Genomic DNA, 26,899 nt, shown 5'->3' with positions numbered 1-26,899 from the left:
AAATGAACACTAATTTCACCAAACAAGAAAAAATAAAATTCAAACACATTGACTATGCTGGAATTGTGTTTTACCCAAGATTTTTAGAAATGCTCAATGATTTAGTGGAAGATTGGTTTGAAGAAGCACTTGACCGGCCTTTTTCCAAAATGCACGAAACGAATGGTATTCCAACCGTAGATTTGAAAATACAATTCAAAAACCCGGCTCGGTTGGGAGAAGTGTTAACCAAAAAATTGTGGGTTAAAGACATTGGTTTTGCATCAGTTTTGTGCGGATTTCAATTCGTAAATGAAAAAGAAGTAACCGTTTTAGAAGGTGAAGTGACTCTTGTCAACGTAAAAATCACCGAAGACCGAGAGAAAATTAAAGCCGAAGGTTTTTCGGAGGAAATGAAGGAGAAAATTTCAAAATTCAAAATATAAAATGGGAACACAGATTTGAAAAATTAGAGAAATCAGAAAAATACAATTATTCAAATTATTAAAATTTCTTAAATCTGTGTTCAAAAAAATATTAATTATGATTCAATTCCACAAATTCAAAGCCGCCGCAGTCCAAACCTCCCCCGTTTTTTTAAACGTGGATAAGACCATTGTAAAAGCCATTTCCTTCATCAAAGAAGCAAGAGATAACGGTGCTCAATTAATTGCGTTCCCGGAAGTATTTGTGGCCGGATATCCGTATTGGAACTGGATCATGACACCTGTTCAAGGCAGCAAATGGTATGAACAATTATATAAAAATTCAGTGGCCGTTACCGATGAATCTATGAAACCCATATTCCAAGCGGCGAAAGATTTCAACATGCATATTGTTATCGGAATCAATGAACGTGGGGATAGTTATGGCGAAATTTACAACACCAATTTAATTATTGACAACACAGGTACTCTAATCGGAAAACACCGAAAGTTAGTTCCCACTTGGGCTGAAAAACTCACTTGGACAAGCGGTGATGGTTCCTCTTTAAAAGTGTATAAAACCGAAATTGGTCCTATTGGAACTTTAGCCTGTGGCGAAAACACGAATACGTTAGCTCGATTTACACTTTTATCACAAGGCGAATTGATTCATATTGCCAACTATATTTCACTTCCCGTTGCTCCTCCCGATTACAACATGGCGGAAGCGATTAAAATCCGTGCCGCTGCTCATTCATTTGAAGGGAAATTGTTTACCATTGTTTCGTGTTCTACTATTTCCAAAGAAATTATGGAGGTATTAAAACCGGATGTTCCCAATATCGAAGAATTACTAACCCGTAAAAGTTCCGCTTTCTCAGGAATTATTGAGCCAAATGGAGCGGTTGTGGGCGAACCGTTGATTGATGAGGAAGGAATTGTGTATGCCGACATCGATTTGGAAAAATGCATCCAACCGAAACAAATGCACGATATTTTGGGACATTATAACCGATTTGATATTTTCGATTTACGAGTGAACACCGCTCCTACCCGAAAAATTACTTTTATAGATAATCACGAAGATTTTAACAAAAGTTAAAAAAAAGTAGTATTTTTACATTCCTCTCTCATCTACCATTTAGAATTTTAAGATTATTATTGAAGGTTTTTCATTTATAAATTATTTTCTTAATGGAAAAAATTAAAATTCTTATTGTAGAAGACGAGATGATTATTGGAGCTAATATTGCACTTCAATTAACTAATCTTGGCTATGATGTATTGGGAGTTATTCCTCGTGCTGAAGAAGTTTTACCTAAAATTCATCAGACTTTACCGGATATTTTACTGCTCGATATTTATTTAAAAGGTGATTTAGACGGTATCGAATTGGCTCATATCATCCAAAAAGAATTCAATATCCCGATTATCTATCTCACAGCAAACGCAGACGAAGCTCATTTCAATCGAGCAAAAACAACCAATCCTTACGCTTTTATCTCTAAACCTTTTAAAAAACTAGACCTACAACACGCTATTGAATTGACAATTCTACGCATTCAAGAAGAAAAAAAATCAGAAATCAATGAACTGGAAACTTTTGTCATGAGCGATTCTATTTTTATCAGAAGTCACGATAAAATGATTAAAGTTAATATCAACGATATCCTATATATCGAAGCCGAACGCAATTATTGTAAAATCCATTGTAAAGACAAAGAACACCTAATAGTCAGCACATTAAAAGATTTGGAAGAAAAATTAAACGTCAAAAACCTCATGCGAATTCATCGCTCGTTCATCATCAACATGCATCACATTGACGAAATCGCCACCAGTCATTTGGTCATTGCCAAAAAAGCCATTCCGGTGAGTTCAGAATTAAAAAAACAATTGTTACTTCACATACAAAAGGTATAATTTTAACTGTTGACTATGAAATTAAAACTACTTATTATTCTCTTCTTTCCTCTCATAATTTATAGTCAACAAGCCACTCTAGCTGAATTGGAATTGAAACTCAATTCAGAAAAAAACCAAACCAAAAAATTAGAAATTATTTCCGAAATGGTCAATACTGTTTTTGGTAATGATATGAAACAAGCCTTGATATTAGCCAAGAAAGGAGTCCAACTCGCCGATCAACTAAACGATAAAAACTGGCAACCTCAATTTTATGAAATGGAAGGCAGAATGCACGCAAATTTATTGCAATTAGACTCTGCCAATTTGTTTTTTAATAAGGCCATGAAAGGTTACAAAGCCATTGATAATAAACGTGGGCAAGCTTCAACGGCATTCAAAATGGCTTGGGTTTTAAAAAAGTATGGTGAATATGAAAAAGCGATGCAAAAAGATATTTATGCTCTCAAACTCATGGAAAGCATTGATGACAAAGCAGGAATTTGCGATGCGTTGACGCGAATTTCAAATGATTTAACCAATCAAAACAGATTAGAGGAAGCCTTGGTGTATGCAAAGAAAGCAATTGACATGGCTGAAAAAAACAACTTAACTTCTGAGTTTTATTTTGTTTACAATAACGCCGGCGACGTTGCCATTGCTATGAATGAATATCTTTTGTCATTAGATTACTTTACTAAAGCAGCTGCTATTGCCGAAGAACAGAATTTTGGTCAGATATATATGGCAGATATAGCAAACAGTCAGGGGAACGCTCTCAAACGATTAGGTAGATACGAAGAAGCAATTAAGTATTATTCTTCTTGTTTAGCAATAGCTAAAAAAGCAAACTACCCAAATGCAATGAATACCGTAACCGCAAATTTAGGTGAGGTAAACTTGCTTTTAGGAAATTATAAAGAAGCTCTTAAATACCAATTAGAAACAATTCAATTGCAAGAGGCAAATAATGATTACAGTAATTTAATTGAGAATTATCACCATACAAGTACAATTTATTCGAAACTCAATGATTTTGAATCGGCTTTAGCCTATAAACAAAAAGCGTATGATTTGAGAGACAGTATAGGTTCCATTGAAAGCGATGCTAAAATGTCAGAATTACTGACCAAATATGAAACCGAGAAAAAAGAGGAAACCATAGCGTTTCAAGAAGCCAAAATAGACCAACAAAAGGTAGTACAATATTTGGGAATTATCGTTGTTGGATTGCTTGTAGGATTATTGATTTTTGCTTTCATCAGTTATCGAAACCGTAGCAAAAGCAACCGTTTATTAGCTCAAAAAAATGCAGAAAACGAATTGCTGATGAAAGAAATCCACCATCGAGTGAAAAATAATTTGGAAATTGTTTCCAGTTTACTTGCTTTGCAATCGGCACAAATTGATGATCCAAACACCAAAGAAGCGATGACAGAAGGACAAAATAGGGTAAATTCCATAAGCATCGTTCACCAAAAACTATATCAAGGAACAAATTTAGGTTCCATTGAAATGAAAGATTACTTTTTAAATCTTACAGAAAATATACTTGATAGTTTTGGGGCTGAAAATAAAGTGACCTTGAATTTAGCCATGGAAAAACTTGATTTAGACATTGATACAGCCGTTCCCTTAGGTTTAATTATCAATGAATTGCTGACCAACACGATTAAATATGCATTTCCGGCGGATAACAAAGGAACCATTACCATCAAATTAGAAAAGCAAAATGACCAATACCTTCATTTAGTTGTTACTGATAATGGTATTGGAAAATCCGGTATGACCCATGGTACCGGTTTCGGAACACAATTGGTTTCCCTTCTTACACAACAATTAAACGGCACGATGAAAGAAGAATCAGAAAACGGAACAACCCATATTTTTGATTTCAAACTAAGAAAAGCCGCCTAATCTTCCAATTGATTCATTGCCACAATAACCAATTGACGTATTCCGATAAACAAAACACCACCTTCGGACATTATTCTGCCCTTTTCGTCCTAAAATCATTTCATAATCAATTAATTAGAATTTACTTAGTCTTGAATTTATACTAATTTAAATCTAATTAATCATGAAAAAATTATTCTTTTTAGTTCTGCTAGTACCATTTTTAGCAGTAGCACAGGTTACAGAAAGTCAAATTTTAACAATGTCTGAATTAACGATCAAACAAGGTCATAATGAACAATTCAAGGCAGGTGTAAAAATGTATAAAGAATGTTATGAAAAAAACAATGGAACAGATTCTTGGAATCTTTGGTCAAGATTGCAAGGAGAAGGAACTGTTTATGTTTTAACAGGAATGGTTAAAAACTGGACAGAGTTTGACAAAGATGATGAAGCCGGCAAAGCGTGTAGAGACATTGTTATCAATATGATTATGCCGCACATCGAAAAAAATGTGTATCATTTGGCCTCTACTATGCCGGAAATGAGCACTAAAAAAGTAACTCCGGATCGCACTGTAGTTTGGGTAACCTACTTTAGAGTAAAAAATTCTACTCTTTTCAATGCTACCGTTAAAGATGTTCATAACACACTAAAAGCTGTAGAAGGAGATATTAGAGGTTCATGGTATTCGTTTATGGGTGGTGCCGAAGACGCACCTGATTATATGGTGTCAACTTCATATAAAAATTTAGCAGAACTGGATATTGAAAAGGAGGGTGTTTGGAAAGTGATGGAAAATAAACTTGGTGTGAAAAAAGCGGAGCAAATGCGTAATGATTTTAGAAATTCATTAGATGCTTCATGGGGTTATACTTATATACTTAACAAAGAAATGAGCAAATAACAATTTAATTTAACACGCTTCATATAAACATTGTAAACATTTTCCATTTCGAAATTGAATTGAAAACAAGTTATTGAGTGTGTAACAAAATAATTCATCTTAAAATAATATAATTATGAAAAAAATAGTATTAGTCGTTATAGGATTAGTTGTTTTGGCATCCTGTCAAGAAAAACAACGGTATACCCAACAATCACCTGAAATTGATACGTATAAAAAATCAATTGAGGTTTACAAAAATCAAGATTGGGAAAATTTTGCAGCCCCTTATGCCGATACAGCAAAAATTTGCAACAATGTAACTAAAGAAAAAGCAATAACCGTAGCACAGGCTTTAGAAAAAAATAAAGAGGATGCGGCCATGTTTTCTTATGTAGTTGAAAAAGAAGAATATGAAATGGTTGTCACTGATAAAGGAGAAACGTGGGTGAATTTTTGGGGATTATGGAAAGGAACCATAAAAACGACCAATAAAGTATATGAAATTCCTTTTCACAACACCGCACGTTTTGTGGATGGAAAAATTGTGGAAGAATATGGTTATTGGAATAATTCTGAAATTGTAACCGATATGCTTAAACAAGCAGAAAAGCCTGAACCAGAAATGGAGCAAGCAACAGAATAATTATTAATTCAGAAACCTGCAACGAACTCAAAAGCTTTGCAGGTTTTTTTAAACTATAAAAAAATGAAAAAAGTGGGCATTATCGGTGGTTCAGGTTTCATAGGTAGCTATATCACCAAACAATTTTTAGACAATGGATTTGAAGTCAAAGTTTCTACAACCGATATTTCAAAAGAAGAAAAATACCGGCATTTGATGAATTTGAATAACACCGATCATTTATACATCGAAGAACTTAATGTAGAAAACAAAGCTCAATTAAAAGAGTTTGTTAGCGAATGTGATATTGTGATACACAGTGGAACTCCCTTTCAACTGACAATTACTGATCCTGAAAAGGAACTCTTCACGCCCACTATCAAAGGGACAGAAAACTTTTTGGAAGTCATCAAACAAACCCCAAGTGTAAAAAAAGTAGTTCTAATTGCATCTGTTGCAGCTTGGAATACTAATTTTCCTTTACCGGCAGACGGAAAAAGTTTTACGGATACCTATGACGAAACTAGTCAAAAGTTTACAAGCGAATCAAGTCATCCTTATGCTCAAGCCAAGTTTATTGCTAATCAGGTAGTGGAACAATTTATAGATAACAATCCAACTCTCTCCTTCGAAATCAGTTCTGTTTCCCCTGTCATGGTGATGGGAAAATCAATGTCGGACCGATTGGATTCCACGTCAACAGGATTACAATTTCTAATTAAAAACAAAATTGCACCTGATGAATTTATCCAGACATTGTATGATCATGATGTGCCATTTTCAATTGTAGATGTAAATGATGTCGCTCAAGCTACCTTCAAACTGGCAACAACCTACCACCTGCATGGTAAAAATTATCTTTTATCGAGCGAAACCTATAAAGTTTCTGATGTTCACGAAATGTTGAACGATCGTAAACCTAAATCTTCCCCGGAAATAATTTATAAAAACGATTTAGCTTTAAAAGATTTAAATGTGTCTTTCAGACCGGTTTTGGAAACCTTAGCAAAATAAATCTAAGATTAATTGCTTCATTTGAAAACTGAATTTAAAAATAATACTTCAAACAAATAAATTGTCTATATTTATAGTAATCAATCAATTAATTTTACAAAAATGGAAATTACAAAATACCTCCTACTCTTCACTGCCGTATTACTTTTAGGCTGTAATCAAAAACAAAACTTATCAGAAGAGTCAACTTCAAAATCAAGTTATTTTGATTACTCTTCGAGTGACGATCAATTTACAGGTGGCATCAAAATGATTCCGATTTCCACTCCAAAAGGAACATTCAATGTTTGGACAAAACGTATGGGAAATAATCCAAAAATGAAAGTTTTATTACTCCATGGAGGACCGGGTGGAACACACGAATTCTTCGAATGTTTTGATGGTTTCTTCCCCAATGAAGAAATCGAATACATTTATTATGACCAATTGGATTCGTATTATAGTGACAAACCAAATGATTCAACCCTTTGGACAACCGAACATTTTGTGGAAGAAGTTGAACAAGTTAGAAAAGCATTGAATTTAAACAAAGACAATTTCTATCTACTTGGACAATCTTGGGGTGGAATGTTAGCCATGGAATATGCTTTAAAATACCAAGATAATTTAAAAGGTCTGATTATTTCAAACATGGTAGCTAGTGCACCAGAATATGAAAAATATGCCAAAGAAGTTTTAGCTCCTCAAATGAATCCTGAAGTTTTGAAAGAAATCATGGATTTAGAAGCCAAAGAAGATTTCACTAATCCTCGTTATGCAGAATTGGTCATGAACAATTATTACACCGAACATGTTTTAAGAATGCCACTAAACGAATGGCCAGAATCGATTAATCGTGCTTTCAAACATTTGAACCCAAACATTTATATCTACATGCAAGGATACAGTGAATTTGGCATGACCAAAAATGCCACTTTGAAAGATTGGGATGTTTCGCAACGCTTAAAAGAAATCAAAACGCCAACTCTGATGATAGGAGCCAAATACGATACGATGGATCCTAAATACATGGAATGGATGAGTACTGAAGTCCAAAACGGTCATTTTTTATTAACCAATGGAAGTCATTGTTCACAATATGATGATCAAAAAACATATTTCAATGGTTTAATCAAGTTTATCAAAGATGTGAACGACGGAAGTTTTAAATAAAACTAAAGTCAACTTTTGAAAATTAGCTAAACCAAATTCAACTTTTAATGATAACAACCCAACCAACTCAAAATAGTGAAAGGGAAACCTTCATGGATGCTCTTCGTGGCTTTGCCATACTTGGAATTTTTATTGCCAATTTGGCTCATCTTAGTTTTTATAATGAGAGTGCTAAAGTTATTAGCCCATGGATAATGGAAAGTTGGGATGGTACCGTTCGGTTTCTTCAGTATTTATTTATAGAAGGAAAGTTCTATTCTATTTTTAGTCTGCTTTTTGGTTGGGGAATTGCTTTTCAATTAAAAAGAGGCATTGAAAAAGGAACAGATACTATTCCTTTAATAAAAAGACGATTATTTTTCATGCTTTTGTTAGGTGGAATACATTTATTAATCTGGTCTGGTGATATCGTTTTTTTCTATGCATTGTTGGGTTTCATTATATTACCCTTATTGAAGTTTACAAATAAAACGCTTCTTATTATCGGCTCAACATTACTCCTTTCTCCTATTCTTTTGTATGCCGTAAAAATGTATTTTCCAATACTTAATTTTCCTGCCATATTTCTTTTTGATATGGGTGATCAAGTAACACACTTTTTCTTTGGAGAAATGTCCAACGAAAAATACAGAGCCCTCATGCATGAAGGTTCTTGGTTAGATCAGCTGAAGTCAAATATAGCCGGAGTTTTCTACAGATATGGCTATTTGATTTACGTGAGCCGAATCTCAAAAGTAATCGGAATGTTTCTAATTGGCTACGTAATTGGTCGTTCTGATTTTTATAAAAAGTTAAAACAGCATAGGAAAACAGTTATTACAATAATCATTCTTGGGATTCTAATTGGTATTCCATTCAATTATTTATTAGCATCTTATATGTCTTCTTCTGTAAGAGGCGAATATTACAATTTGCAACCAAGTGGTTTAAAATTAACGATTTATTATGCTTTAGGTGTAGTTCCATTGGCTTTGACTTACGTTGGTTTGCTAATGTTTGGCTTTCAAACAAAATTAGGTCACAAAATTCTTCAAATTGTTTCTCCGGTTGGTAGAATGGCATTTACTAATTATATCTCACATTCACTCATTGGTAATTTTGTTTTTCTTGGAGCTGGATTAGAAATGATGGGAAAAGTGGGACCGCTTTATTTAACACTTTTTGGAATTATGGTATTTATTATTCAGATTATTTTCAGCACAATCTGGTTGCGTTATTTTCAGTATGGTCCCGCCGAATGGGTTTGGCGTTCATTAACTTATAGAAAAATACAGCCAATGCGTTTGACTCAGATAGCATTTAAATAATACCTAACTAAAACTTATAAAATATGAATCTTAAAAAGAGTTTGCTAATCACAATCATCTTAAGTTTCTTGGCAATAGTTGCTTGGGAACTTTACTGGCGTTCTAAAGGCTATTTTCCAGATTTGGACGACGACAAATATCTTTGGGCAAAAAACCGTACAAAAGTAGAAAATGCTACTTCCAACGAAGTTGTTCTTGTGGGTTCCTCACGCGTTTTGTTTGACATTCAATTAGATCAATGGGAAAAACAAACCGGTATTAAACCAATTCAATTGGCCAATGCTGGAGCTTCACCACTACCTGTTTTTCATGACATTGTAGAAAATTCAGATTTTAACGGAACTGTTGTAGTTGGAGTTACACCCGGATTATTTTTTTCAACCACTTTTCCCGAAGCATCTCCATGGAAGAGAGCGGCATCACGATCTAAATTTTATAAAGAGCGGACTTACGCTCAACAGTTAAATTATAGTTTATCAGTTCCATTGCAAAAAACGTTTGCCTTTATTTCTAACGATGATGAGGAATGGTATGATGATATAAATTTAAAAGCGTTACTAAGAACTATTAAATTCTCTGGAAGAACAAAATACTCTGACTTCCCTCCTTTCAGACGTTTCCAAGACATCGACATCAACAGAAATGTTCGTATGAAAGATCAAATGGTGACCGATACCGCCTTTGCCAATTCAATAAAAGCCGTTTGGAAAGGTATGATGGCTGGGGATTTTCCTCCACCCGATAAAGACGGAACTATCGAATTTTTTCTAAAAGACTTAGAAAAGTTGAAATCTCGTGGTGGAAAAGTAATCTTATTACGTTTACCTTCAACAGGATTTTTTCATGATTTGGAAAGCAAAGGTTTGCCACGAAAGGATTTTTGGGATGTATTGGTCAAAAAAGCCAATGCTCCTGCTTATTACTACTCAGATTACGAAGAATTAAGCGGATTTGAACTACCAGAATGGTCTCATTTATCAGGACCTGATGCTACTATTTTCACTGAAAGATTGATTAAGATTTTATTGAATGATAAAGTAATTACTAACACTAAAACCAACTAATTATGTTATTTAATTCACTAAGTTTTATGGTTTTTTTGGTAATAGTAATAGCTATTTATTATTCCAATCTTTTAAACTGGAGTAATAGAAAAAGAATGTTGCTATTTACTAGTTATGTGTTCTATGGGTTATGGAATCCACCATTAATTATTCTTCTATGGCTTTCAACCTTAGTCGATTGGGTTGCTGCAAATAAATTATTTGTTGAAGAAAATCAACGTAAAAGAAATGGTTGGCTCTTTCTGAGTATGTTTGTAAATCTGGGTTTTTTAGGTTTCTTTAAATACGGGAACTTCTTATTGGAAAACTTTACCTTTTTAATGAATTCTATTGGAATTGAATACCAAGCTCAACCCATGGATATTATTTTACCAATGGGAATTTCATTTTATACTTTTCAAACAATGTCCTACACTTTAGATATGTATAATCGGAAAACTAAACCGGCAAAAACATTTTTAGATTTTGCGTTGTATGTTACATTCTTCCCCCAATTAGTGGCAGGACCAATCGTAAGAGCAGGTGAATTAATCGAACAATTTTACGAAGAAAAAAAAGCTACAGTCAATCAATTCATTTGGGGTTTATTTTTATTGACATTGGGACTTTTTCAAAAAGTAGTATTAGCCGACACACTTTTATCAGATGCTGCAGACACAGTTTTTGGCTCAAAAGAAGCCACCAACTTCTGGGATGCTTGGGCAGGGACTTTAGCATTTTCAGGTCAAATATTCTTTGATTTTGCAGGGTATTCCACATGTGCAATTGGCATTGCAATGATGCTCGGATTCGTGCTTCCACACAACTTTTTATATCCGTATGGTGCCATTGGTTTTACCGATTTTTGGCGTCGTTGGCACATCACTCTTTCCACTTGGCTTCGCGATTATGTATATATTCCAATGGGCGGAAATCAATTTGGAATGACGCGTATGTATGTTGCTTTAATGGTAACTATGTTAGTTGGCGGTTTGTGGCACGGAGCTGCTTGGACATTTGTAGTCTGGGGGGCTTTGCATGGTTTCTATTTAGTTATTGAAAAGCTATTCAGAAAAAAAATCAACATCAAAACAACTAAGTGGAATGGAATTTTCTTAGCATTTTTAACATTCACATTGGTCAATTTTACGTGGGTGTTTTTTAGAGCGAGAGAATTCAGCACAGCAAAATATATGATTGAATCTATGTTGTTTTTGCATCCTGAAGGCGTGATGGTTTTAGAATATTTTGATTTAGTAAAAGTATTTATTCTGGTTGGAATACTATTCTTGACTCATTTTTATATGCGAAAACATACTGTAAAAATGGTTTCTGAATCAATTCCAAATTGGCTCTTTTCAATTGTTTGGGCAGCCATGATTTTCTTGATTGTAATTGCTCAGGGAAGTGGCGAACAATTTATTTATTTTCAATTTTAAAATCAAACAATTAATTTAAGATTTTAACATCCCAAAGTATAAAACCGCCGTTGAAAAATTCAAAGAAATATTGTAAATTTACCACATTACTTTGAAATTTTATCATGAACGAAAACCATTCCGACGACCAATATGGTCGTGCCAGAGTACAAGATTCCGACGAATTAAAAGCGTACTATAAAGAATTAGAAAACTTAGGTGCCGGTGCACTATGGACAGTGGCCAACGACATTGAACCTTGGGAACCACGAGCGAATTCTGTCCCGATGCTATGGAAATATGACGATTTACGTGAATTGGTACTGAAATCTTCTGAACTCGTAACACCGGAACAAGCCGGACGCCGTGTGGTGTATTTGGTGAATGATAAAAGAAAAGACGTCGCTGCCGCAGTGGGATGGCTATATACCGGAATTCAAGTCACCCGTCCGGGTGAGTTTACCTCCGCACATCGGCATCGTGCCTCCGCTCTTCGTTTCATCATGGAAGGCGAAAAAGGATACACGGTGGTAGATGGTAATAAAATCATGTTGGAAGTGAATGATTTTGTCATTACCCCCAATTCCACTTGGCACGAACACGGTGTGGAAGAAGGTGGAAAAACCTGTATTTGGCAAGACGGACTCGATATTCCTTTGGTGAATGCCTTGGAAGCCAATGATTATGCAGTCTTAGATGGCAAACAAGATTTAGTTGCTCCTTTGAATTATTCCCCAATAACCTATGGTTGTGCAGGTTTGATACCGGCGGATAAAACTTGGGATAAACCCTATTCTCCCCTCTTTAAATATTCGTGGTCGAAAGTCTATCCGGCTTTGTTGGAAGCACAAAAAGTCAATGAATCGAATCCTTTTGATGGAATTTTCATGAAGTATTCCAATCCGTTAACCGGAGGTCATGTGATGCAAACCATGGGAGCTTCGATGCAATTGCTACCACCCGGATTCAAAGGAAAAGCCCATAAACATACCGGCTCTTTCGTCTATCAATGTGCCAAAGGAAAAGGCTATTCCATCATCAATGGCCAACGTTTTGATTGGAAGGAACGTGATATTTTTTGCATTCCCTCTTGGGCTTGGCACGAACATCACAACCTATCAGAAACAGAAGATGCCTGTTTGTTTGCTTTTAATGATTTGCCTGTGATTGAAGGATTGGGATTGTACCAAGAAAGAGAATTAATGGAAAATAATGGAAATCAATTAATAACTAAATAAAAGTTTGCGTCTTTGCAACTTTGAGTGAAAAAATATGAAACTACTCACCTACAAAACAAAAAATACCGAACCTCGCTTAGGCTTTTTGCACCACAACCTCATCATCGACATGGAAGATTTTGGAGAAATATCCAATTTTCCTCTTCCAATTGATATGTTGGATTTAATCGATTTAGGATTCGAAATCATCGAAGAAATTACCGAAATGATCAAAGAAACCCGTGAAATCGACTTTGAACAAATTGGTTATTCGTTGGACGAAGTGGAAATTTTAGCTCCTATTCAACGACCAAGAAAAAACATTATCGGGATCGGTTTAAATTATACGGAACATGTTGCCGAAAGTGCAAGAACACTTGATACAACAGGAAAACTTCCTCAAAAACCAATCATTTTTTCAAAACCGCCTACAACGGTTACCGGAACCAATACCAATATCCTTTTAAACCCAAAACTGACCCAACAATTGGATTGGGAAGTAGAATTGGCTGTCGTGATTGGTGAATATGGTAAGTATGTACCAAAAGAAAATGCCTTGGATTATGTGTTTGGTTATACCGTAATCAACGACATTTCTGCGAGAGATTGCCGTCGTGAAGGCCAATGGATCGTTTCCAAAGGACAAGACACTTTTGCCCCAATGGGACCGTATTTGGTCACGAAAGACGAAATTCCAAATCCACACAACTTGAATTTATCGTTAAAAGTAAATGGCGTGGAAAAGCAAAATTCCAATACTAAATTTATGCTTTTCAACATCAATGACTTGATTGAAGACTTGAGCACAGTATTCACCCTTGAACCCGGCGACATTATGGCTACCGGAACTCCTGCCGGTGTAGGTGCCGGTCGTAATCCGCAAGAATGGCTATGGGATGGCGATGTGGTGGAAGCGACTGTGGAGGGAATTGGAACGATAATTAATACCATCAAGGGAATATAAATTTCTGAACACAGATTTAAGAAATTTTTACAATTATTATAATTTCTCAAATCTGTGTTCCCAAAAAATTATGCTAAAATGAAATATAAAATAGGCCAAATCGTCCCCTCCTCCAACATCACCATGGAAACGGAAATTCCTGCCATTTTCAGAGCCAGGGAAACCATTTTACCGGAACGATTCACCTTTCATTCCAGCCGTATGCGAATGAAAAAAGTGACCAAAGAAGAATTGGAAGCCATGGATGCCATGAGTTTGAAATGTGCTCAAGAATTGTCGGATGCTCATGTAGATGTGATGGGCTATGCTTGTTTAGTAGCCATCATGAGTATGGGTCGCGGTTATCACTGCGTATCGGAAGTGAATTTGCATCAGGAAACCATTGCCAACGACTTCCCTACTCCTATTGTAACTTCTGCCGGAGCTTTGATTAACGGCTTGAAAGTATTAGGGGCAAAACAAATTTCAATCATTACACCTTACATGCGACCACTCACTGATAAAGTGGTGGATTATATTGAGCACCAAGGTATTAAAGTAAAAGAAAGTATTGCCTTGGAAATACCCGATAATTTAGAAGTAGCGGCTCAAAACCCGATGAATTTATTGGAAATCTATAAACAATTGGATTTAACCGATGTTGATGTATTAGTGGCATCGGCTTGTGTGCAAATGCCTTCGTTGGAAGCGATTGATTTGATTCAAGCCGAATGTGGTATACCGGTGACCTCCGCTGCGGTTTGCACAACCTATGAAATGATGAAAAAGTTAGGCATTGAAGCCAAATCAACCATTGGCGGGGAATTATTGAGTGGAAAGTATTGATTAAACACCTGAAATATAAAATTGCTTTTACATTGTTTATTCTTTTGGGAATTGCCATGGTCAAACGGTTTGGCTTGAACTTTGTGTTTTCTATTCCGCTTTTGATGATTGTATTTATCATCCTAATAAAACTGAAAAAAAGTAATTAACAAATTCTATTGCTGGTTAAATAATTTCCCCAAAAGTCAATAAATTATTATCCGGATCCAACAGTGAAAACTCGCGTTGTCCCCATGGTTTATTTTCTAAAAATCCATTGGGATGTATCCTGACTTTGTTATCCAACAAGGTTTGATAAAAGTCGTCAATGCGGTTTACTCGAATATAAACTTGACCATAATTTTCCTCGGGAACAAGTTCCGGGAAGAGAAAAAAATGAAGCTCGATGTTTTCTTTCTCTAGCATCAAATAGGCAGGATATTCTGCAGAACCTAAAACTTTAAAGCCTAGTTTATCCACGTAGTATTGATGGGTAACCAATTTGTTACGCATGGGTAATTTGGGGTGAACACTAATTAACATCCTATTTCATTAAAAATTATTTAAATCCTAAAACTTGTTCTTCTGCCGTTAAAACTTCTTCTACATATTTTTTATATTCAGGATAGTCTTTCACTACAATATCATCCCAAGGTGAGTTAACTTTTCGCGTTACTTTTAATTTTCCGGGTTCAACCAATTCAAAGCTCAATAAATAAGAATGGTTTTTGAAACTAGCTGAAAAATTCTCCGGTATATCCGTAAATTTTTTCCCATCAGCCAAGTGAAAAGTTATTGTATTCAAATAGGAAAAACTATCCTCATACGTAATGTAATGTATGTCGTAATTTCTACTCTCTGACGAAATCACATTGCGGGAATATACATTATAGATAAAAGGAATATCGATTAATTTTAGGTTACCTACATTTTTTAGTTTTTCATTCAATTGAAACTGCATGGAAAAATTAATGAATTCATCATTGGAATCATGCTTTTTTAAAGAGGAAGAATCTAGCGTAATCGTCTTTTTCATCAATGACTGAAATTGTTCTTCCAATTCTTTTTTTCTTACCTCTTCTGTTGTTGAATTGTCAAACATCTCACTGTAATACGTTTGAATTGAACCACTTATTTTAGAGTCTAAAGCATAATTGATTTTTGCATCGGTAACAAAAACATCTAAATTGGTTTCAATGTAATTTTTAATCGTGTTTTCAAAAGAAATTTGAGTAATTGTAGCCGTTTCGTTTACTGATTTATCAAACGAAACAACTAATACATTGGCTTTATACAAGGAAACCGGTAATGAATTAAAAGGCAAATATTTATTGGTCAGCTCCAAAAAATAGTCTTTGCCATCCAACGATGTTTTTACAATACAATGATTAAAGTTTTTTGAAGGAAGAGCCATTCCGCTATTGCTATTGTCATTGGTTGAAACTAAGACCAAGTTCGATTGTATTCCGGCTAATTCAGATAAGGCAACAAATAACGTTGACACATCTTTGCAATCACCTAACTGTGTTGTGATGGTTTTTGAGGGCTTCTGAGGTACATAACCACTTTGTCTAAAATCAAGCGAACTGTATTTAATATTATCACAAATGTATTGATAGATTTTGCGGGCAATTTGTTCTTGACTCATGGATTGAACGCCATTTGGAAAGAGCTTATCAAATGTAGCTCGGGTAACTTTATCGGTACGAAGTGTTTTTTTAACCAAATCAGCATACCAATTAGCAATCTCTTTCCACGATTTAATTGAGCTAACCTGAATTGTATTTGTTAAATCATTATACGGTTTCGAAAAAGATTCAAGAAGTGGAATTGCCTCCACATTTGATCTTCTCCACGTGGTGTATACTTTGTTATTTGATTTTTTTACAAGCGGTTTAATATCACCATTAAATAGTTTATATTGATACGTAACATCGGAGGGGTTAATAATTGTAAAAATTGTTTCTACAGAAGGATAGACACTCGTAAAATAACAATCAATGTTGAAATCTTTGTAAAAGCGTCCGGTTGAATTACTGTAAACCTCATAGTCTATATGAACCACATCGCCCACTTTAAGGTTTGAAAAAACCAGCACACCACTCCCTCTTTCAGCCGGAACTACAGACCCATCGGACTTTACTATTTCCGTTTTAATAAAATTCACTCCATACGTGTTGAGGCTGTATTCTTTCAGTTCATCAATCCCATTCTCCGAGGTGATTTCATAAATCAGAACTACTTTGGATTTCATGCCTCCTTCCGGAAAAATATTAACAATATATTGATCAAATAGTGTTACTACGCCATAATCACTTTTTAGTGCCGAGTTTCTTCGCTCCCGGATGAGTCCGTATTTATCTTTGACATCAATTTCTTCAATCTCATCTTTTATTTTTTTAATATCATAAAGTTGTTTTCGCAAAGTGCCATTCTCAGCATTGTGTTCCAATGACTTTCTAATGTATTTTTCTGCTTCTTTTTCGTTGTTCATATAATGATAAACAATTCCTTTTTTCTCTAATAAAAGAAAGGAATACGGATAAAGTGCCAATGCCAAATCGATTTCCTTCATGGCTTCGCTATAATTTTTTTCATCAATTAGCACATTGATATAATCCATGATAATCGAAGTAAAGTAAGGAACATTTGTTCTTCGTTCATATAAAAGTTTCTTAACATCCTCTTTTCTATTGGCTGCATAATAATAATCAACTAGTTTAGAAACAGCCATAAAGTTATCTCGCTTACTGACTAACTCTTCGAGCAAATCAATCGTTTTTTGTTTGTCATTTTCTAACGTATCATAAAAGGGAGAAAATTTTACGATATAAAATTCTCTGTAGTTAGACATGCTTAAAATGGCATCAATATTTTTTACCATTTCATCAATCTTAGAGTTCCGTGCATTAATCAAAATACTGTATAACTCATAAAAAAGGGGTGAGATTAATTTTTTCGCTTTATCTCTGTAACTTTCTAACTCTGTTATATTTACGGAAGTCAACCAATTATTATCAGCGGCTTTAACAGCAATGTTGTAATAATAATCAGCATCATTGCGTTCAATGTTTTTAATGATTTCGTTCACTTTTGCCCCTTCCTCTTTAAAACTGTAAAGCTTTACCAAACGCGTTTTGATGAGTGAACAATTGGGGTATTTTGTATCAAGATCATGAATAATGTCTTCGGCTAACTCTACCTTTTTATTGTGCATATAGGCATCAAACAGCATCAATTGATAGAATACATGGTTGGGATTTTCTTTTATTTTTTGAGCAAAATACAGTTCATAATCCGGAGTTAATTCTTCAACAGCCAAGGAGGACAGCGTCGATGTGTTATACGGTTTATACGTATTATGATATGTGATGTTTTCAATGTTTTGTTGTTGTTCGTTTGTTAACGATAAAAAGAAGTAACTTCCGGATTGGATGGACGACTTAACCAAAATACGATTCATACCTTTTGGCAAGGTTACCTTTACTTGGTATGCGTTTAAGTCTGACATTTTATTAATTGTATTCACATAAACTTCAATATCATTTATAAAAAGTTTAAGTGAACCGCTCATACCAAAATTAAATACCACCGTTTGATTTTCCGGATTGTCAGCAAACAGTTGCGAATACATAATTCCGTTGCCATATTCTTGTTCATTGGAAAAAATTTGATAGCCTTCATTGATGGGAATGGCCGGGTTATACCACCCTAATTGACCATTGCTGTTTCCGTCAAAAAGTTTGTCGTTTTTAGGATAAAATTCGGGTTCATATTCAATATCAATTCCACTGTCATTCAAATTTTCAAAAACGCCACAAAGTTGCCAATTCATTAATGAATTAAGTTTTTTAATTCCGTTCAAATAGCCATCAAAGTTCCTGCGATTACGATCAGCAACGGCTTTATAATAAATGATCATCGGATTTTTTTCATACAAAGTATTAGAGGCCAACATATCCAACTTGGCATAGGTTGTGTTATTAAACCCTACATCGAGAATATCATCAATCAAAAATGGTTTTTTAATCAAGGGGGTTAAATAATACTTACTGTCTTCATATTTTGAAAATTGAGTAACAAACTCCTCTTGAAAATCAATTTTTCCATTTTCTTCATCAATAATTTCACCCAATAAAAAAACTTCCAACGATTTTTTATCTGAATTTTTAAATGATTTGTCATAGAGCTTTCTTGCTTCAGCACGTTGATTTTGCAACAACAAATCCCAAACTTTTTCTTCATTGGATTGTGCAAAAGAATATTGCATAAAAAACAAACAAAAGAAAAGCACTAGTTTTTTACCATGTAAAACCATAAATATCAAATAATTAGTTAAAATATGTTGGGTTTAAACAAAGACAATCTTTAAAATGAATCACTTAAACTATTTTAAAAAGCTTCATTGTCTCAAATATATATAAAAAACCATTGAAAAAATTGCAACTGTAAACATTTTTAAAAACCACTTTTTTGAAGCCGAAACGAACGTTTTTAATTCTTCTTTTTTTGAACAACTTCAACTTCAATTCAAAATCAAACCCCGCTTAAAAGACCGGAAAATTCGGGAAAAACGAGGTTGTTTTTTTATTATTTTTATAAGATTATGTATTGGAGGGGTGTGGAAGGGTTATTGATGTTTTGCATAGTTTTTTAAAAGTCTTCTTTTATTTGTTCAGTAGTTATAATTTTTGATGTCAAAATATCTATTTCTTTACGGCTGAACCTAGATTTAATATTTCGCAATTCCTCCATCATAGGATGTATTTCATTTTCATTTTTTACAAAAATGTATTTTATATCACTTGGTTTAAACCCTAATCTATATTCAAATAATTTTTTGTTCTCATTTTCGAGAATTGTCGGATTTAAGAATTCTTCTTTGGTCAGATTGTTTTTTACTTCAGAGTCAAATTCGATTTTAGGAACATATCTCCATTCACGTTCATTATAAAACCTAACTTTTTTATGAGTTTTATTACCTCGTTTAAAATCTCCATCATATGGCTTGAGGAAGTTTAACAAGTTCATATATTCATCAAAAATATTCCCGGTTATTTCGCTACAATGTTTATCCAAAGCTTGATAGATATTTTCTGCCATTTGACTTACAGATTCTGAAATGTTTGAATTCGGATTAACATAAATTATTGGATTTAGTTTTTTTCTAATTCCCCATTCTTTTGTCATTCCTAATCCATAACCTCCATACATCTTGATATGATTTGCCATTTGACTCAACGATATGTCACAAAAACAGACCATTGGAATAGCAGATTCAAATCCAGGTCTTTCAAGTTCGTCACTTAACTTAATTTCCTCGAAACAATATCTAGGAACAAAAGTCTGCTGTAAAATACTTATCAAGTATTCTTTTTTCGGTGTAAAATGAAATAAACTATTTGAACTGATATTACTCATTAAAATCTGTTTTTTCTTAAATTATGCACAACGGTTTGCGTGTATGAGAAGTAGCGGATTAAAAAGTACTTCACTTTCAGTTTGGCACTGACTTTTATTAAAAGCACTGACCTTTGATTTAGCACTGAACCCGCTATTTCTTATACACGCTGTTATGCCACGTTTTTAATCTATTTTGTTAGCCGATATTACTTGACCGTTTGAGTATAATTTCATTTGTTCAACTCCATTTTCGGAAGTTTTAAATTCTATATGTTCTTCTTCTGTTTTAAGATAAAATTTGTTTTCTCCATAGGGTATAATCTCAAATTTCAAATTGGAAGGGTTTAACAAATAGAGTTTTTCTGCATTTTTTTCAATGATTAAACTAAATTCTGTACCTTCTATTTTATAGGTGCCAACAAACTTGTTTAACTCTTTTTCAGTCAATCTAATTTCTTCATATTCTTTGGTTGCAAACGAAGGAATAGATTCAACGTTTCGTTTTCCATCTAACAAATCCATTGCTAATTCAGTTAAAGCGGATAACTGTGGTTCAGCCATTGTGTTTGCCATTAAATAGACTCCACTTTTTGTGTCAATATTTAACTTGAACGATGCAGTATAGCCTTCTTGAAGTCCGCTATGAAACCAATATTTTTTATTATTTTTTGTTACGACACCAATTCCTAAACCATAATATTCGTGGCCGAAACTGGTTTCCTTTAATTTGAGAATAGAATTTGGGTCAAGTATTTTTTTCCGTTCGTAAACTCCATCATTTAAAAGAGCAATCAAAAACTTTGACATTTGGGAAGGCGATATGTAGGTTAATCCGCCAGCAGGGAAAGGTTGCGAATAGAGTTGTTCTATCGGTAATGCTTTATTATACACAAGTTTATATGGAAGAGCCATTTCTTCTACCATTTCTGCTGAAGGTCGAGTAAAGTTGATGTTAGACAAACCAAGAGGATTTAAAATATAGGTGTTTACATAATTTCCATAACTCATTCCTGTTTGTTCTTCTAAAACCAAAGCAGCAACTACGAAACCATCATTAGAGTACTCGTAAAGTTTTTCAGGTTCTCTGATAGGTTTAACGCTTGAGACTATTTCTTTTATCGTTTTCCTATGGTCATTCCCCCATAAAGGTACAAAATCAGCGGAAGCGGGAATGCCTGACTGATGTGATAATAAATGTCGAAGTGTGATTGGTTTAGAAATTTTTGAAAATGAGGGAATTGGGTCGGAAAGATAATCATTTACAGGTTTATCTAAATCTAAAATTCCTTTCTCCACAAGTTGTAAAATTGAAACTGCTAAAAATGGTTTAGCTGTTGAGCCTGTTGAATAGATTGTACAAGTTGTTGTTGGTGTTTGAAGTTTTAAGTTTGAATACCCAAACGATTTTGCCCAAGCTAAATTGCCATTTTTTATTACTGCGATTGAAATTGAAGGAATCCCTGTTTCTTCCCTCAATTTCTCTATTTCGTTTGATAAAGTTTTCTCTATAAACTTATTTGAATTCTGATTTTCTTGAGCGTTTACTTTGTTATAAACTGAGAATATTATGATTAAGAATAATATTGTTCTTTTCATTTATCTGCGTTCTGTTTTTAAATGTGGCATAACTAGTAAATATCATCAAATATATACAACTTTTTTATCGCTTTTTAATTTTTAATCAAGTTTTTTCTGATGATTTTGTTCTGTAATACAACCTTCTAAGCTCATTTGGAGGCCTTACTGAATCTTAAAACCACTTAACTTCTTAATGTTTAATAATAATATTACTACTACAAAAAAACACAAAATAAGACCCTTTTTTCGGGTTTTGTTCCACATTTGTTCGATACAGCTTCCGTATTTGTTCGGAAAACGACCCCTTTTTCCGAACACGGTTCGAACAAATCCCGAACGTGACCCGAACCAAACCCCTTTTTGTTCGAAAATTTTGAAGGAAGTAAGGTACTGAGGCACTGAGAAGCTAAGTTTTTTTCATGCTGAGAAAGAGAGCCGTATTTCTATAAGAAAAAGGATTGCTCTTTCGAATCCGTTTACATCCATTTTCGCTAAGCAAATCCATAAATTAATTTCATCCTCTCAATCCACGTTATCCGTGTTCCAATTTCAACAAGTAGGACGGTTACAACTTTTCTTTGAACGGAGAAAGCAAATCGACGAATTGCCGCATTGATGAGCTATTCCAATTGTCGACAGGACACAATAGCAGAAAAGGATTTAAAAGGAACTGAGTGGCTGAAGTACTATGATTTATTCTTGCAAGGAAGAAAGATTAAAAAAACTTGCTGCCTAACCTTATACCAAATTCATATCAACCAGGTAGTAACTCCCAACCAAAGCCATGGTTGTGGTACCCTTTCATAAAAGTTAGTCAGCAGACAACCTAAAACAATGTCAATAATTTATTCTTAGTTGATAACCCTCCAATGCTTAATAAAATGTTTTTTTATATTTGTAAAAGAGACAAGTGCAGTTAACATAAAATGATAGTACTTATTCTTTTGCAATCTTTAAGAAATGAATTCAGATTTAAAATTTTGGTATTTACAAAATCATCAATTGTTCCGAAACTTGAGTTATGCTGAGATTAATATGCTTTGCATTCTCAAGAAATTTAAAAGGTCAAAGAAAAATGAACTCATAGATTTGTCCAACAGCGATAAAGAGCGACTTTATTTTTTAAAACACGGTACAATTAAACTCATACGCATTACTCCTGATGGGGATGAACTGGTTGTGGATATTCTTCAAAAAGGGGATTTATTTGGAGATCTTAACCTAGAAAATCCGGTGGCTAATCAGGACTATTTTAAAGTGGTATCAGACGAAGCCATCATCTGTACCTTTTACCGTGAAAAATTAGAAGAGGTCATGTATAAAAAACCTGATTTTGCATTAAATTATATTAAATTCATTGGGTTTAATTTTAAAAAAATACAAAACAGTTATAAAAACATTTTGTTTCGCGATGCCAAAACCAGGTTGTTGTTGTTACTTCATACGATTATCGAAAAAGAAAATGTTGAAAGTGCTTCCTTTGTTTTACCCAATTACCTCACTCAAAAAGATATTGCCCAGTTGATTTGCACCACCCGTCAAACCATTGTTACGTTATTTAAAGAATTGGAAAACCAAGGCATTTTGAATTACACGCAAAAAGAAATTTCCATTCCGGATGTGGCTCTACTCAAAAACTTAGTGCAAAATGTAAAATAGTTGACAATTTACTTTTTTGCTTGCTCCTACCTTTGTTTCGAACAAGTAAAAAAAGTAACGATGAAACATTTGATATTTCTATTGATTTTCAGTTTTGCGACTACGGTCTTTTCTCAAACTAGTCCAGCTGAGCGAATAAAACATTTTAATCTTGACAATAAGGTAGCCATTAACGGCTATGACCCTGTAGCCTATTTTACGGTAGGAAAAGCCGTTAAGGGATCGCCTAAATTTCAGTTTCAACACCAAGGAATTACCTATTATTTCTCTTCAAAAGAAAACCAACAATTATTTGAAAAACAACCTGCTAAATATGAACCTCAATACGGAGGCTGGTGTGCTTTTGCAATGGGCGACTACGGGAAAAAAGTAGAAATCAATCCCGATACGTTTAAGGTGGTAGACGGAAAACTGTATCTGTTTTACAATGCTTATTTCAACAATACACTGAAAAGTTGGAACAAAGACGAAAAAAACTTAAAAACAAAAGCCGATAAAAATTGGTCATTATTTATTAAATAATCCATGAAAACGAAAATAGTATTCTTATTACTACTGCTTGCAGTGATTGTATTGATAACCATTTATTGGTTCATCGTGAAAGATAAAAATCTGGATGCAGCTATTTATTCCACTAACGGAATGGCTTTAAACGGCTATGATATGGTTGATTTGGTTGACCATTCTACCCTTCAAAAAGGGAATAAAGAAATTTATTATACTTATCAGGAAACGGATTGGTATTTTTCATCGCTTGAAAACAGAAATACTTTTGCGAGCAATCCTGAGCAGTATATTCCGCAATATGGAGGGTATTGTGCATATGGAATGAGCAAGGGTTACAAAGCACCGACCCAAATAGAAACTTGGTCAATCGTGGAGGGAAAACTCTATTTAAATTATAACCTAGAGGTAAAAAAAATATGGATCAACAACCAAAAAGATTTTATTCAACAGGCCGATAAAAATTGGTCAACCATTCAACTTAAAAAATAATACTAATGAAAACAAAAACAATTCTTTCGTGGTCTCTTCGATTAACCGTGTCCATTATTTTATTGCAAACCCTTTATTATAAATTTACTGCCCATCCGGATTCGGTGCATATCTTTACTGCTTTAGGAGTAGAACCTTGGGGCAGAATCGGATTGGGTGTTGTAGAATTAATCACCGCTATTTTAATTTTACTCCCCAAAACAAAAACCATAGGCATGTTGAATAGTTTGGGAATCATTTTGGGTGCCGTTTTTTCGCATTTCCTGGTGTTAGGCATCAATGTATCCAATGATGGCGGTGGATTATTTACTTTAGCCATAATTGTATTGTTAGCTTGTAGTTTATACTTATTTTTACACTTTGAAGAAGTAAAAGCAATCCTCCGAAAATTAAAACCTTAATGACACTTTCACCTTTAACATCAGAAGCAAAAGCGATATTATTAGAACTCGCAGCCAACCTTGAAGAACTTACCTTGGATGACTATACTGAACGTATTGCTCTGTTGGGAAACGCAAGTTTTGGGGAACATACTCGTCATATCATTGAACTTTTTCAACAATTGAATGAGGGATATGCAAGTGGCCATGTTGATTATGATAACCGAAAACGAGATAAACGGCTTCAGGAAAATATTGATTTTGCTTTAGAAACATTAGCTATCCTAATTTCTGATTTGTGCAAACCGGACAAAGAAATTTATCTTACCACATTGTACAATAATCAAAAAAGTCAAGTAAAAACCAATTACGGCAGAGAATTAATGTACAATATTGAACATTGTATTCACCACCAGGCCATCATGAAAATTGGTTTATTATCCATTGGAAAAAAGCCGGTAAACGATAGTTTTGGCTATGCTAAATCAACATTAGTGTATAAGCAACAATGTGCACAGTAAGTTTTTATCAAGATCACGAAAAGGTTATCATAACTTCCAACAGAGATGAAAAAATCCATCGCCCGTTGGCAGAAATGCCCCAATTTGAAAACCTTAACGGAAAAAAAATAGCCTTTCCAAAAGACCCTCAAGCCGGAGGAACTTGGTTTGCGGTAGACGAATACGGTGCGGCATTTGTATTATTAAACGGAGCTGCTACTCCGCATACGCCTTCGCCACCTTATCGCAAAAGCAGAGGACTCATTCTTTTAGACCTCGCTTCGGCAACTGATTTTGAGGAAGCTTGGTATCAAATTGACTTAAATCAAATTGAGCCATTTACCGTTATCGTATTTCAAAAAAACAAACTTCTGGAAAATCGTTGGAATGGTCGAGAAAAAACGTGTGTCAATCTCGATCCCTTTTCACCCACTATTTGGTCCTCATCCACTTTGTATGCCCCTGAAATTATTCAACAAAGGAAAGAATGGTTCCATGACTTTTTAAATCAAAACCAATATAATTTAGAAGCAAAAAAGCTTATTGATTTTCACACTACCACACAACGAAACGATACAGAAAACGGGTTAATTATTAAACGAAACAATTTGACGCAAACAAAAAATGTAACGCAATTCGTCTACCATTCAACGGAGTTTACGCTTTTACATTTGGACTTAATCAACGGTAAAAGAGAAGCATTAACTCATTCTATGCTATGAAACTTTGGTGGCATAAAGTAACACACTGGGAATATTGGTCAGTTAACCTTGTTTATTTGCCCACTTTTTTATTGTGGGTAATTTTCAGTATTCGTTTCCGATCCGTTCATTTTTACCGCTATTCCAATCCCGGTATGACGAATGGCGGATTATACGATGACAGTAAAATGGATATATACAACCGTTTACCTTCAAAACTTTACCCGAAAACCGTTTTAATTAGAAAAGAGAGAAAAGAAGACATCAATGCACTCATGACAGTCAAATCACTTTCTTTTCCATTAATTGTAAAACCGGATAAGGGTTGCCGTGGTGTCAATGTTCAAAAAGTATATAGTTATACAGATATTGAAACGTATGCCCAAAAAGTTAAGCAAGATTTTTTAGTTCAGGAAATCATTGACTATCCTCAAGAAATTGGCCTCTTTTACTATCGGATACCCTCCGAAAAGAAAGGAAGAATTTCTGGTATTACCCTCAAGCACTTTTTAACCGTTAAAGGAAATGGTACTTCAACGATAATAGAACTTTTAAAAGAAGTGCCACGATATGCCCTGCAAATAAAGAAATTACAACCTCAAATTAATCTTGAGGAAGTTTTAGCAAAAGAAGAAGAACGGTGTTTGGTTCCGTTTGGCAATCACAACCGAGGAACAACTTTTTTAGATGGCAGGTATTGGATTACAACTAAATTGGAAGACACTTTTGCAACACTTTTAGACCCCATTGAAGGATTTTATTACGGTAGATTGGATATACGATTTCGTTCATTTGAAGAATTGGAAAAAGGAGAACATTTTTCCATCATTGAGTGGAATGGTGCCAAAAGTGAACCCACCCACATATATGACCCAAAACATTCTTTTTGGTTTGGACAAAAGGAAATCTTTCGTCATCAAAAGATTATGTACAGGATAATTAAAGCCAATATTTAACTCTGATTCTTTTTATCCTTTTTGCAATAGAAAAACTTAACATTGCGAAATAAAATCAATCCGTATCTTTGTTATAGCTAACCAACTTAAG

At 34.3% G+C, this 26,899-nt stretch carries 25 protein-coding genes; 21 read left to right on the top strand and 4 right to left on the bottom strand.

The window, feature by feature from the left end:
* Positions 1-2: 2 nt before the first annotated feature.
* The 14 genes from EQG68_RS13765 (at position 3) to EQG68_RS13700 (ending at position 14,656) form a co-directional block, all read left to right on the top strand.
* Positions 3-425, top strand: coding sequence for an acyl-CoA thioesterase (locus EQG68_RS13765; protein WP_129465463.1), 423 nt, complete (start codon positions 3-5; stop codon positions 423-425).
* Between the two features lie 97 nt (positions 426-522).
* The gene (locus tag EQG68_RS13760; protein ID WP_129465462.1) at positions 523-1,506 is read left to right on the top strand and encodes a carbon-nitrogen hydrolase family protein; all 984 of its coding nucleotides are present in this window, start codon (positions 523-525) and stop codon (positions 1,504-1,506) included.
* A gap of 92 nt (positions 1,507-1,598) precedes the next feature.
* A complete protein-coding gene (locus tag EQG68_RS13755) occupies positions 1,599-2,327 on the top strand; it encodes a LytR/AlgR family response regulator transcription factor (RefSeq protein ID WP_129465461.1) in 729 nt (242 codons plus the stop codon).
* Between the two features lie 15 nt (positions 2,328-2,342).
* On the top strand, positions 2,343-4,226 hold the full coding sequence (locus EQG68_RS13750) for a tetratricopeptide repeat-containing sensor histidine kinase (protein ID WP_129465460.1): 1,884 nt from the start codon (positions 2,343-2,345) through the stop codon (positions 4,224-4,226).
* A gap of 163 nt (positions 4,227-4,389) precedes the next feature.
* On the top strand, positions 4,390-5,112 hold the full coding sequence (locus EQG68_RS13745) for a hypothetical protein (RefSeq protein WP_129465459.1): 723 nt from the start codon (positions 4,390-4,392) through the stop codon (positions 5,110-5,112).
* 115 nt (positions 5,113-5,227) lie between these two features.
* On the top strand, positions 5,228-5,737 hold the full coding sequence (locus EQG68_RS13740) for a nuclear transport factor 2 family protein (RefSeq protein WP_129465458.1): 510 nt from the start codon (positions 5,228-5,230) through the stop codon (positions 5,735-5,737).
* Between the two features lie 63 nt (positions 5,738-5,800).
* On the top strand, positions 5,801-6,730 hold the full coding sequence (locus tag EQG68_RS13735; RefSeq protein ID WP_129465457.1) for an NAD-dependent epimerase/dehydratase family protein: 930 nt from the start codon (positions 5,801-5,803) through the stop codon (positions 6,728-6,730).
* A gap of 102 nt (positions 6,731-6,832) precedes the next feature.
* Entirely contained in the window at positions 6,833-7,882 is a 1,050-nt protein-coding gene (locus EQG68_RS13730) for a proline iminopeptidase-family hydrolase (protein ID WP_129465456.1), read from the top strand.
* 47 nt (positions 7,883-7,929) lie between these two features.
* Complete coding sequence (locus EQG68_RS13725) at positions 7,930-9,189, top strand: DUF418 domain-containing protein (protein ID WP_129465455.1); 1,260 nt, start codon at positions 7,930-7,932, stop codon at positions 9,187-9,189.
* 23 nt (positions 9,190-9,212) lie between these two features.
* A complete protein-coding gene (locus EQG68_RS13720; protein ID WP_129465454.1) occupies positions 9,213-10,253 on the top strand; it encodes a hypothetical protein in 1,041 nt (346 codons plus the stop codon).
* 2 nt (positions 10,254-10,255) lie between these two features.
* Entirely contained in the window at positions 10,256-11,671 is a 1,416-nt protein-coding gene (locus EQG68_RS13715; RefSeq protein WP_129465453.1) for an MBOAT family O-acyltransferase, read from the top strand.
* 104 nt (positions 11,672-11,775) lie between these two features.
* Positions 11,776-12,888: a cupin domain-containing protein gene (locus EQG68_RS13710; RefSeq protein WP_187347467.1), complete on the top strand. Its 1,113-nt coding sequence runs from the start codon at positions 11,776-11,778 to the stop codon at positions 12,886-12,888.
* 34 nt (positions 12,889-12,922) lie between these two features.
* Entirely contained in the window at positions 12,923-13,831 is a 909-nt protein-coding gene (locus EQG68_RS13705) for a fumarylacetoacetate hydrolase family protein (RefSeq protein WP_129465451.1), read from the top strand.
* Positions 13,832-13,909: 78 nt separating this feature from the next.
* The gene (locus EQG68_RS13700; RefSeq protein ID WP_317125527.1) at positions 13,910-14,656 is read left to right on the top strand and encodes a maleate cis-trans isomerase family protein; all 747 of its coding nucleotides are present in this window, start codon (positions 13,910-13,912) and stop codon (positions 14,654-14,656) included.
* A gap of 165 nt (positions 14,657-14,821) precedes the next feature.
* On the opposite strand, the gene EQG68_RS13695 is transcribed toward EQG68_RS13700, so the two are convergent.
* The 4 genes from EQG68_RS13695 to EQG68_RS13680 all read right to left on the bottom strand — a co-directional run bounded on the left by EQG68_RS13695 (position 14,822) and on the right by EQG68_RS13680 (position 21,634).
* Positions 14,822-15,178 carry a bleomycin resistance protein gene (locus tag EQG68_RS13695; protein ID WP_129465450.1) on the bottom strand — a complete coding sequence of 119 codons (357 nt, stop codon included), beginning with the start codon at positions 15,176-15,178 and terminating at the stop codon, positions 14,822-14,824.
* Positions 15,179-15,194: 16 nt separating this feature from the next.
* Positions 15,195-18,905 carry a transglutaminase-like domain-containing protein gene (locus EQG68_RS13690; protein WP_164975465.1) on the bottom strand — a complete coding sequence of 1,237 codons (3,711 nt, stop codon included), beginning with the start codon at positions 18,903-18,905 and terminating at the stop codon, positions 15,195-15,197.
* A gap of 383 nt (positions 18,906-19,288) precedes the next feature.
* The gene (locus EQG68_RS13685; protein WP_129465448.1) at positions 19,289-20,056 is read right to left on the bottom strand and encodes an abortive infection system antitoxin AbiGi family protein; all 768 of its coding nucleotides are present in this window, start codon (positions 20,054-20,056) and stop codon (positions 19,289-19,291) included.
* Positions 20,057-20,221: 165 nt separating this feature from the next.
* Positions 20,222-21,634 carry a serine hydrolase domain-containing protein gene (locus EQG68_RS13680; RefSeq protein ID WP_129465447.1) on the bottom strand — a complete coding sequence of 471 codons (1,413 nt, stop codon included), beginning with the start codon at positions 21,632-21,634 and terminating at the stop codon, positions 20,222-20,224.
* Between the two features lie 942 nt (positions 21,635-22,576).
* Between EQG68_RS13680 and EQG68_RS13675 the strand changes: the two genes are divergently transcribed.
* From EQG68_RS13675 to EQG68_RS13645, 7 genes are read left to right on the top strand one after another with little or no spacing between them, the layout of a single operon-like run.
* Complete coding sequence (locus EQG68_RS13675) at positions 22,577-23,275, top strand: Crp/Fnr family transcriptional regulator (protein ID WP_129465446.1); 699 nt, start codon at positions 22,577-22,579, stop codon at positions 23,273-23,275.
* A 60-nt stretch (positions 23,276-23,335) separates the two neighbouring features.
* Positions 23,336-23,797: a YHS domain-containing (seleno)protein gene (locus EQG68_RS13670; protein ID WP_129465445.1), complete on the top strand. Its 462-nt coding sequence runs from the start codon at positions 23,336-23,338 to the stop codon at positions 23,795-23,797.
* A 3-nt stretch (positions 23,798-23,800) separates the two neighbouring features.
* Positions 23,801-24,271, top strand: a complete 471-nt coding sequence (locus EQG68_RS13665) for a YHS domain-containing (seleno)protein (RefSeq protein WP_129465444.1) — start codon at positions 23,801-23,803, stop codon at positions 24,269-24,271.
* Between the two features lie 5 nt (positions 24,272-24,276).
* Entirely contained in the window at positions 24,277-24,672 is a 396-nt protein-coding gene (locus EQG68_RS13660; protein WP_129465443.1) for a DoxX family protein, read from the top strand.
* Positions 24,672-25,172: a DinB family protein gene (locus tag EQG68_RS13655; RefSeq protein WP_129465442.1), complete on the top strand. Its 501-nt coding sequence runs from the start codon at positions 24,672-24,674 to the stop codon at positions 25,170-25,172. The genes EQG68_RS13660 and EQG68_RS13655 overlap by 1 nt, the downstream gene beginning before the upstream one ends.
* Positions 25,160-25,873: an NRDE family protein gene (locus tag EQG68_RS13650; protein ID WP_129465441.1), complete on the top strand. Its 714-nt coding sequence runs from the start codon at positions 25,160-25,162 to the stop codon at positions 25,871-25,873. The genes EQG68_RS13655 and EQG68_RS13650 overlap by 13 nt, the downstream gene beginning before the upstream one ends.
* Positions 25,870-26,808, top strand: coding sequence for an ATP-grasp domain-containing protein (locus tag EQG68_RS13645; RefSeq protein WP_129465440.1), 939 nt, complete (start codon positions 25,870-25,872; stop codon positions 26,806-26,808). The genes EQG68_RS13650 and EQG68_RS13645 overlap by 4 nt, the downstream gene beginning before the upstream one ends.
* Positions 26,809-26,899 lie beyond the last annotated feature (91 nt).

The sequence above is a fragment of the Flavobacterium piscinae genome, from assembly GCF_004122145.1.
Lineage (GTDB): Bacteria > Bacteroidota > Bacteroidia > Flavobacteriales > Flavobacteriaceae > Flavobacterium > Flavobacterium piscinae.
The sequence above is the reverse complement of the archived record's forward strand: the minus strand, read 5'-3'. Positions and strand labels throughout refer to the sequence as shown.

Coding starts and splice junctions, on each gene's coding strand:
- EQG68_RS13760 (WP_129465462.1), top strand. CDS start 523: ATGATTCAATTCCACAAATTCAAAGCCGCCGCAGTCCAAACCTCCCCC.
- EQG68_RS13660 (WP_129465443.1), top strand. CDS start 24,277: ATGAAAACAAAAACAATTCTTTCGTGGTCTCTTCGATTAACCGTGTCC.
- EQG68_RS13745 (WP_129465459.1), top strand. CDS start 4,390: ATGAAAAAATTATTCTTTTTAGTTCTGCTAGTACCATTTTTAGCAGTA.
- EQG68_RS13730 (WP_129465456.1), top strand. CDS start 6,833: ATGGAAATTACAAAATACCTCCTACTCTTCACTGCCGTATTACTTTTA.
- EQG68_RS13685 (WP_129465448.1), bottom strand. CDS start 20,056: ATGAGTAATATCAGTTCAAATAGTTTATTTCATTTTACACCGAAAAAA.
- EQG68_RS13665 (WP_129465444.1), top strand. CDS start 23,801: ATGAAAACGAAAATAGTATTCTTATTACTACTGCTTGCAGTGATTGTA.
- EQG68_RS13710 (WP_187347467.1), top strand. CDS start 11,776: ATGAACGAAAACCATTCCGACGACCAATATGGTCGTGCCAGAGTACAA.
- EQG68_RS13765 (WP_129465463.1), top strand. CDS start 3: ATGAACACTAATTTCACCAAACAAGAAAAAATAAAATTCAAACACATT.
- EQG68_RS13675 (WP_129465446.1), top strand. CDS start 22,577: ATGAATTCAGATTTAAAATTTTGGTATTTACAAAATCATCAATTGTTC.
- EQG68_RS13705 (WP_129465451.1), top strand. CDS start 12,923: ATGAAACTACTCACCTACAAAACAAAAAATACCGAACCTCGCTTAGGC.
- EQG68_RS13670 (WP_129465445.1), top strand. CDS start 23,336: ATGAAACATTTGATATTTCTATTGATTTTCAGTTTTGCGACTACGGTC.
- EQG68_RS13755 (WP_129465461.1), top strand. CDS start 1,599: ATGGAAAAAATTAAAATTCTTATTGTAGAAGACGAGATGATTATTGGA.
- EQG68_RS13680 (WP_129465447.1), bottom strand. CDS start 21,634: ATGAAAAGAACAATATTATTCTTAATCATAATATTCTCAGTTTATAAC.
- EQG68_RS13690 (WP_164975465.1), bottom strand. CDS start 18,905: ATGCAATATTCTTTTGCACAATCCAATGAAGAAAAAGTTTGGGATTTG.
- EQG68_RS13750 (WP_129465460.1), top strand. CDS start 2,343: ATGAAATTAAAACTACTTATTATTCTCTTCTTTCCTCTCATAATTTAT.
- EQG68_RS13715 (WP_129465453.1), top strand. CDS start 10,256: ATGTTATTTAATTCACTAAGTTTTATGGTTTTTTTGGTAATAGTAATA.
- EQG68_RS13655 (WP_129465442.1), top strand. CDS start 24,672: ATGACACTTTCACCTTTAACATCAGAAGCAAAAGCGATATTATTAGAA.
- EQG68_RS13740 (WP_129465458.1), top strand. CDS start 5,228: ATGAAAAAAATAGTATTAGTCGTTATAGGATTAGTTGTTTTGGCATCC.
- EQG68_RS13650 (WP_129465441.1), top strand. CDS start 25,160: ATGTGCACAGTAAGTTTTTATCAAGATCACGAAAAGGTTATCATAACT.
- EQG68_RS13720 (WP_129465454.1), top strand. CDS start 9,213: ATGAATCTTAAAAAGAGTTTGCTAATCACAATCATCTTAAGTTTCTTG.
- EQG68_RS13695 (WP_129465450.1), bottom strand. CDS start 15,178: ATGTTAATTAGTGTTCACCCCAAATTACCCATGCGTAACAAATTGGTT.
- EQG68_RS13700 (WP_317125527.1), top strand. CDS start 13,910: ATGAAATATAAAATAGGCCAAATCGTCCCCTCCTCCAACATCACCATG.
- EQG68_RS13645 (WP_129465440.1), top strand. CDS start 25,870: ATGAAACTTTGGTGGCATAAAGTAACACACTGGGAATATTGGTCAGTT.
- EQG68_RS13725 (WP_129465455.1), top strand. CDS start 7,930: ATGATAACAACCCAACCAACTCAAAATAGTGAAAGGGAAACCTTCATG.
- EQG68_RS13735 (WP_129465457.1), top strand. CDS start 5,801: ATGAAAAAAGTGGGCATTATCGGTGGTTCAGGTTTCATAGGTAGCTAT.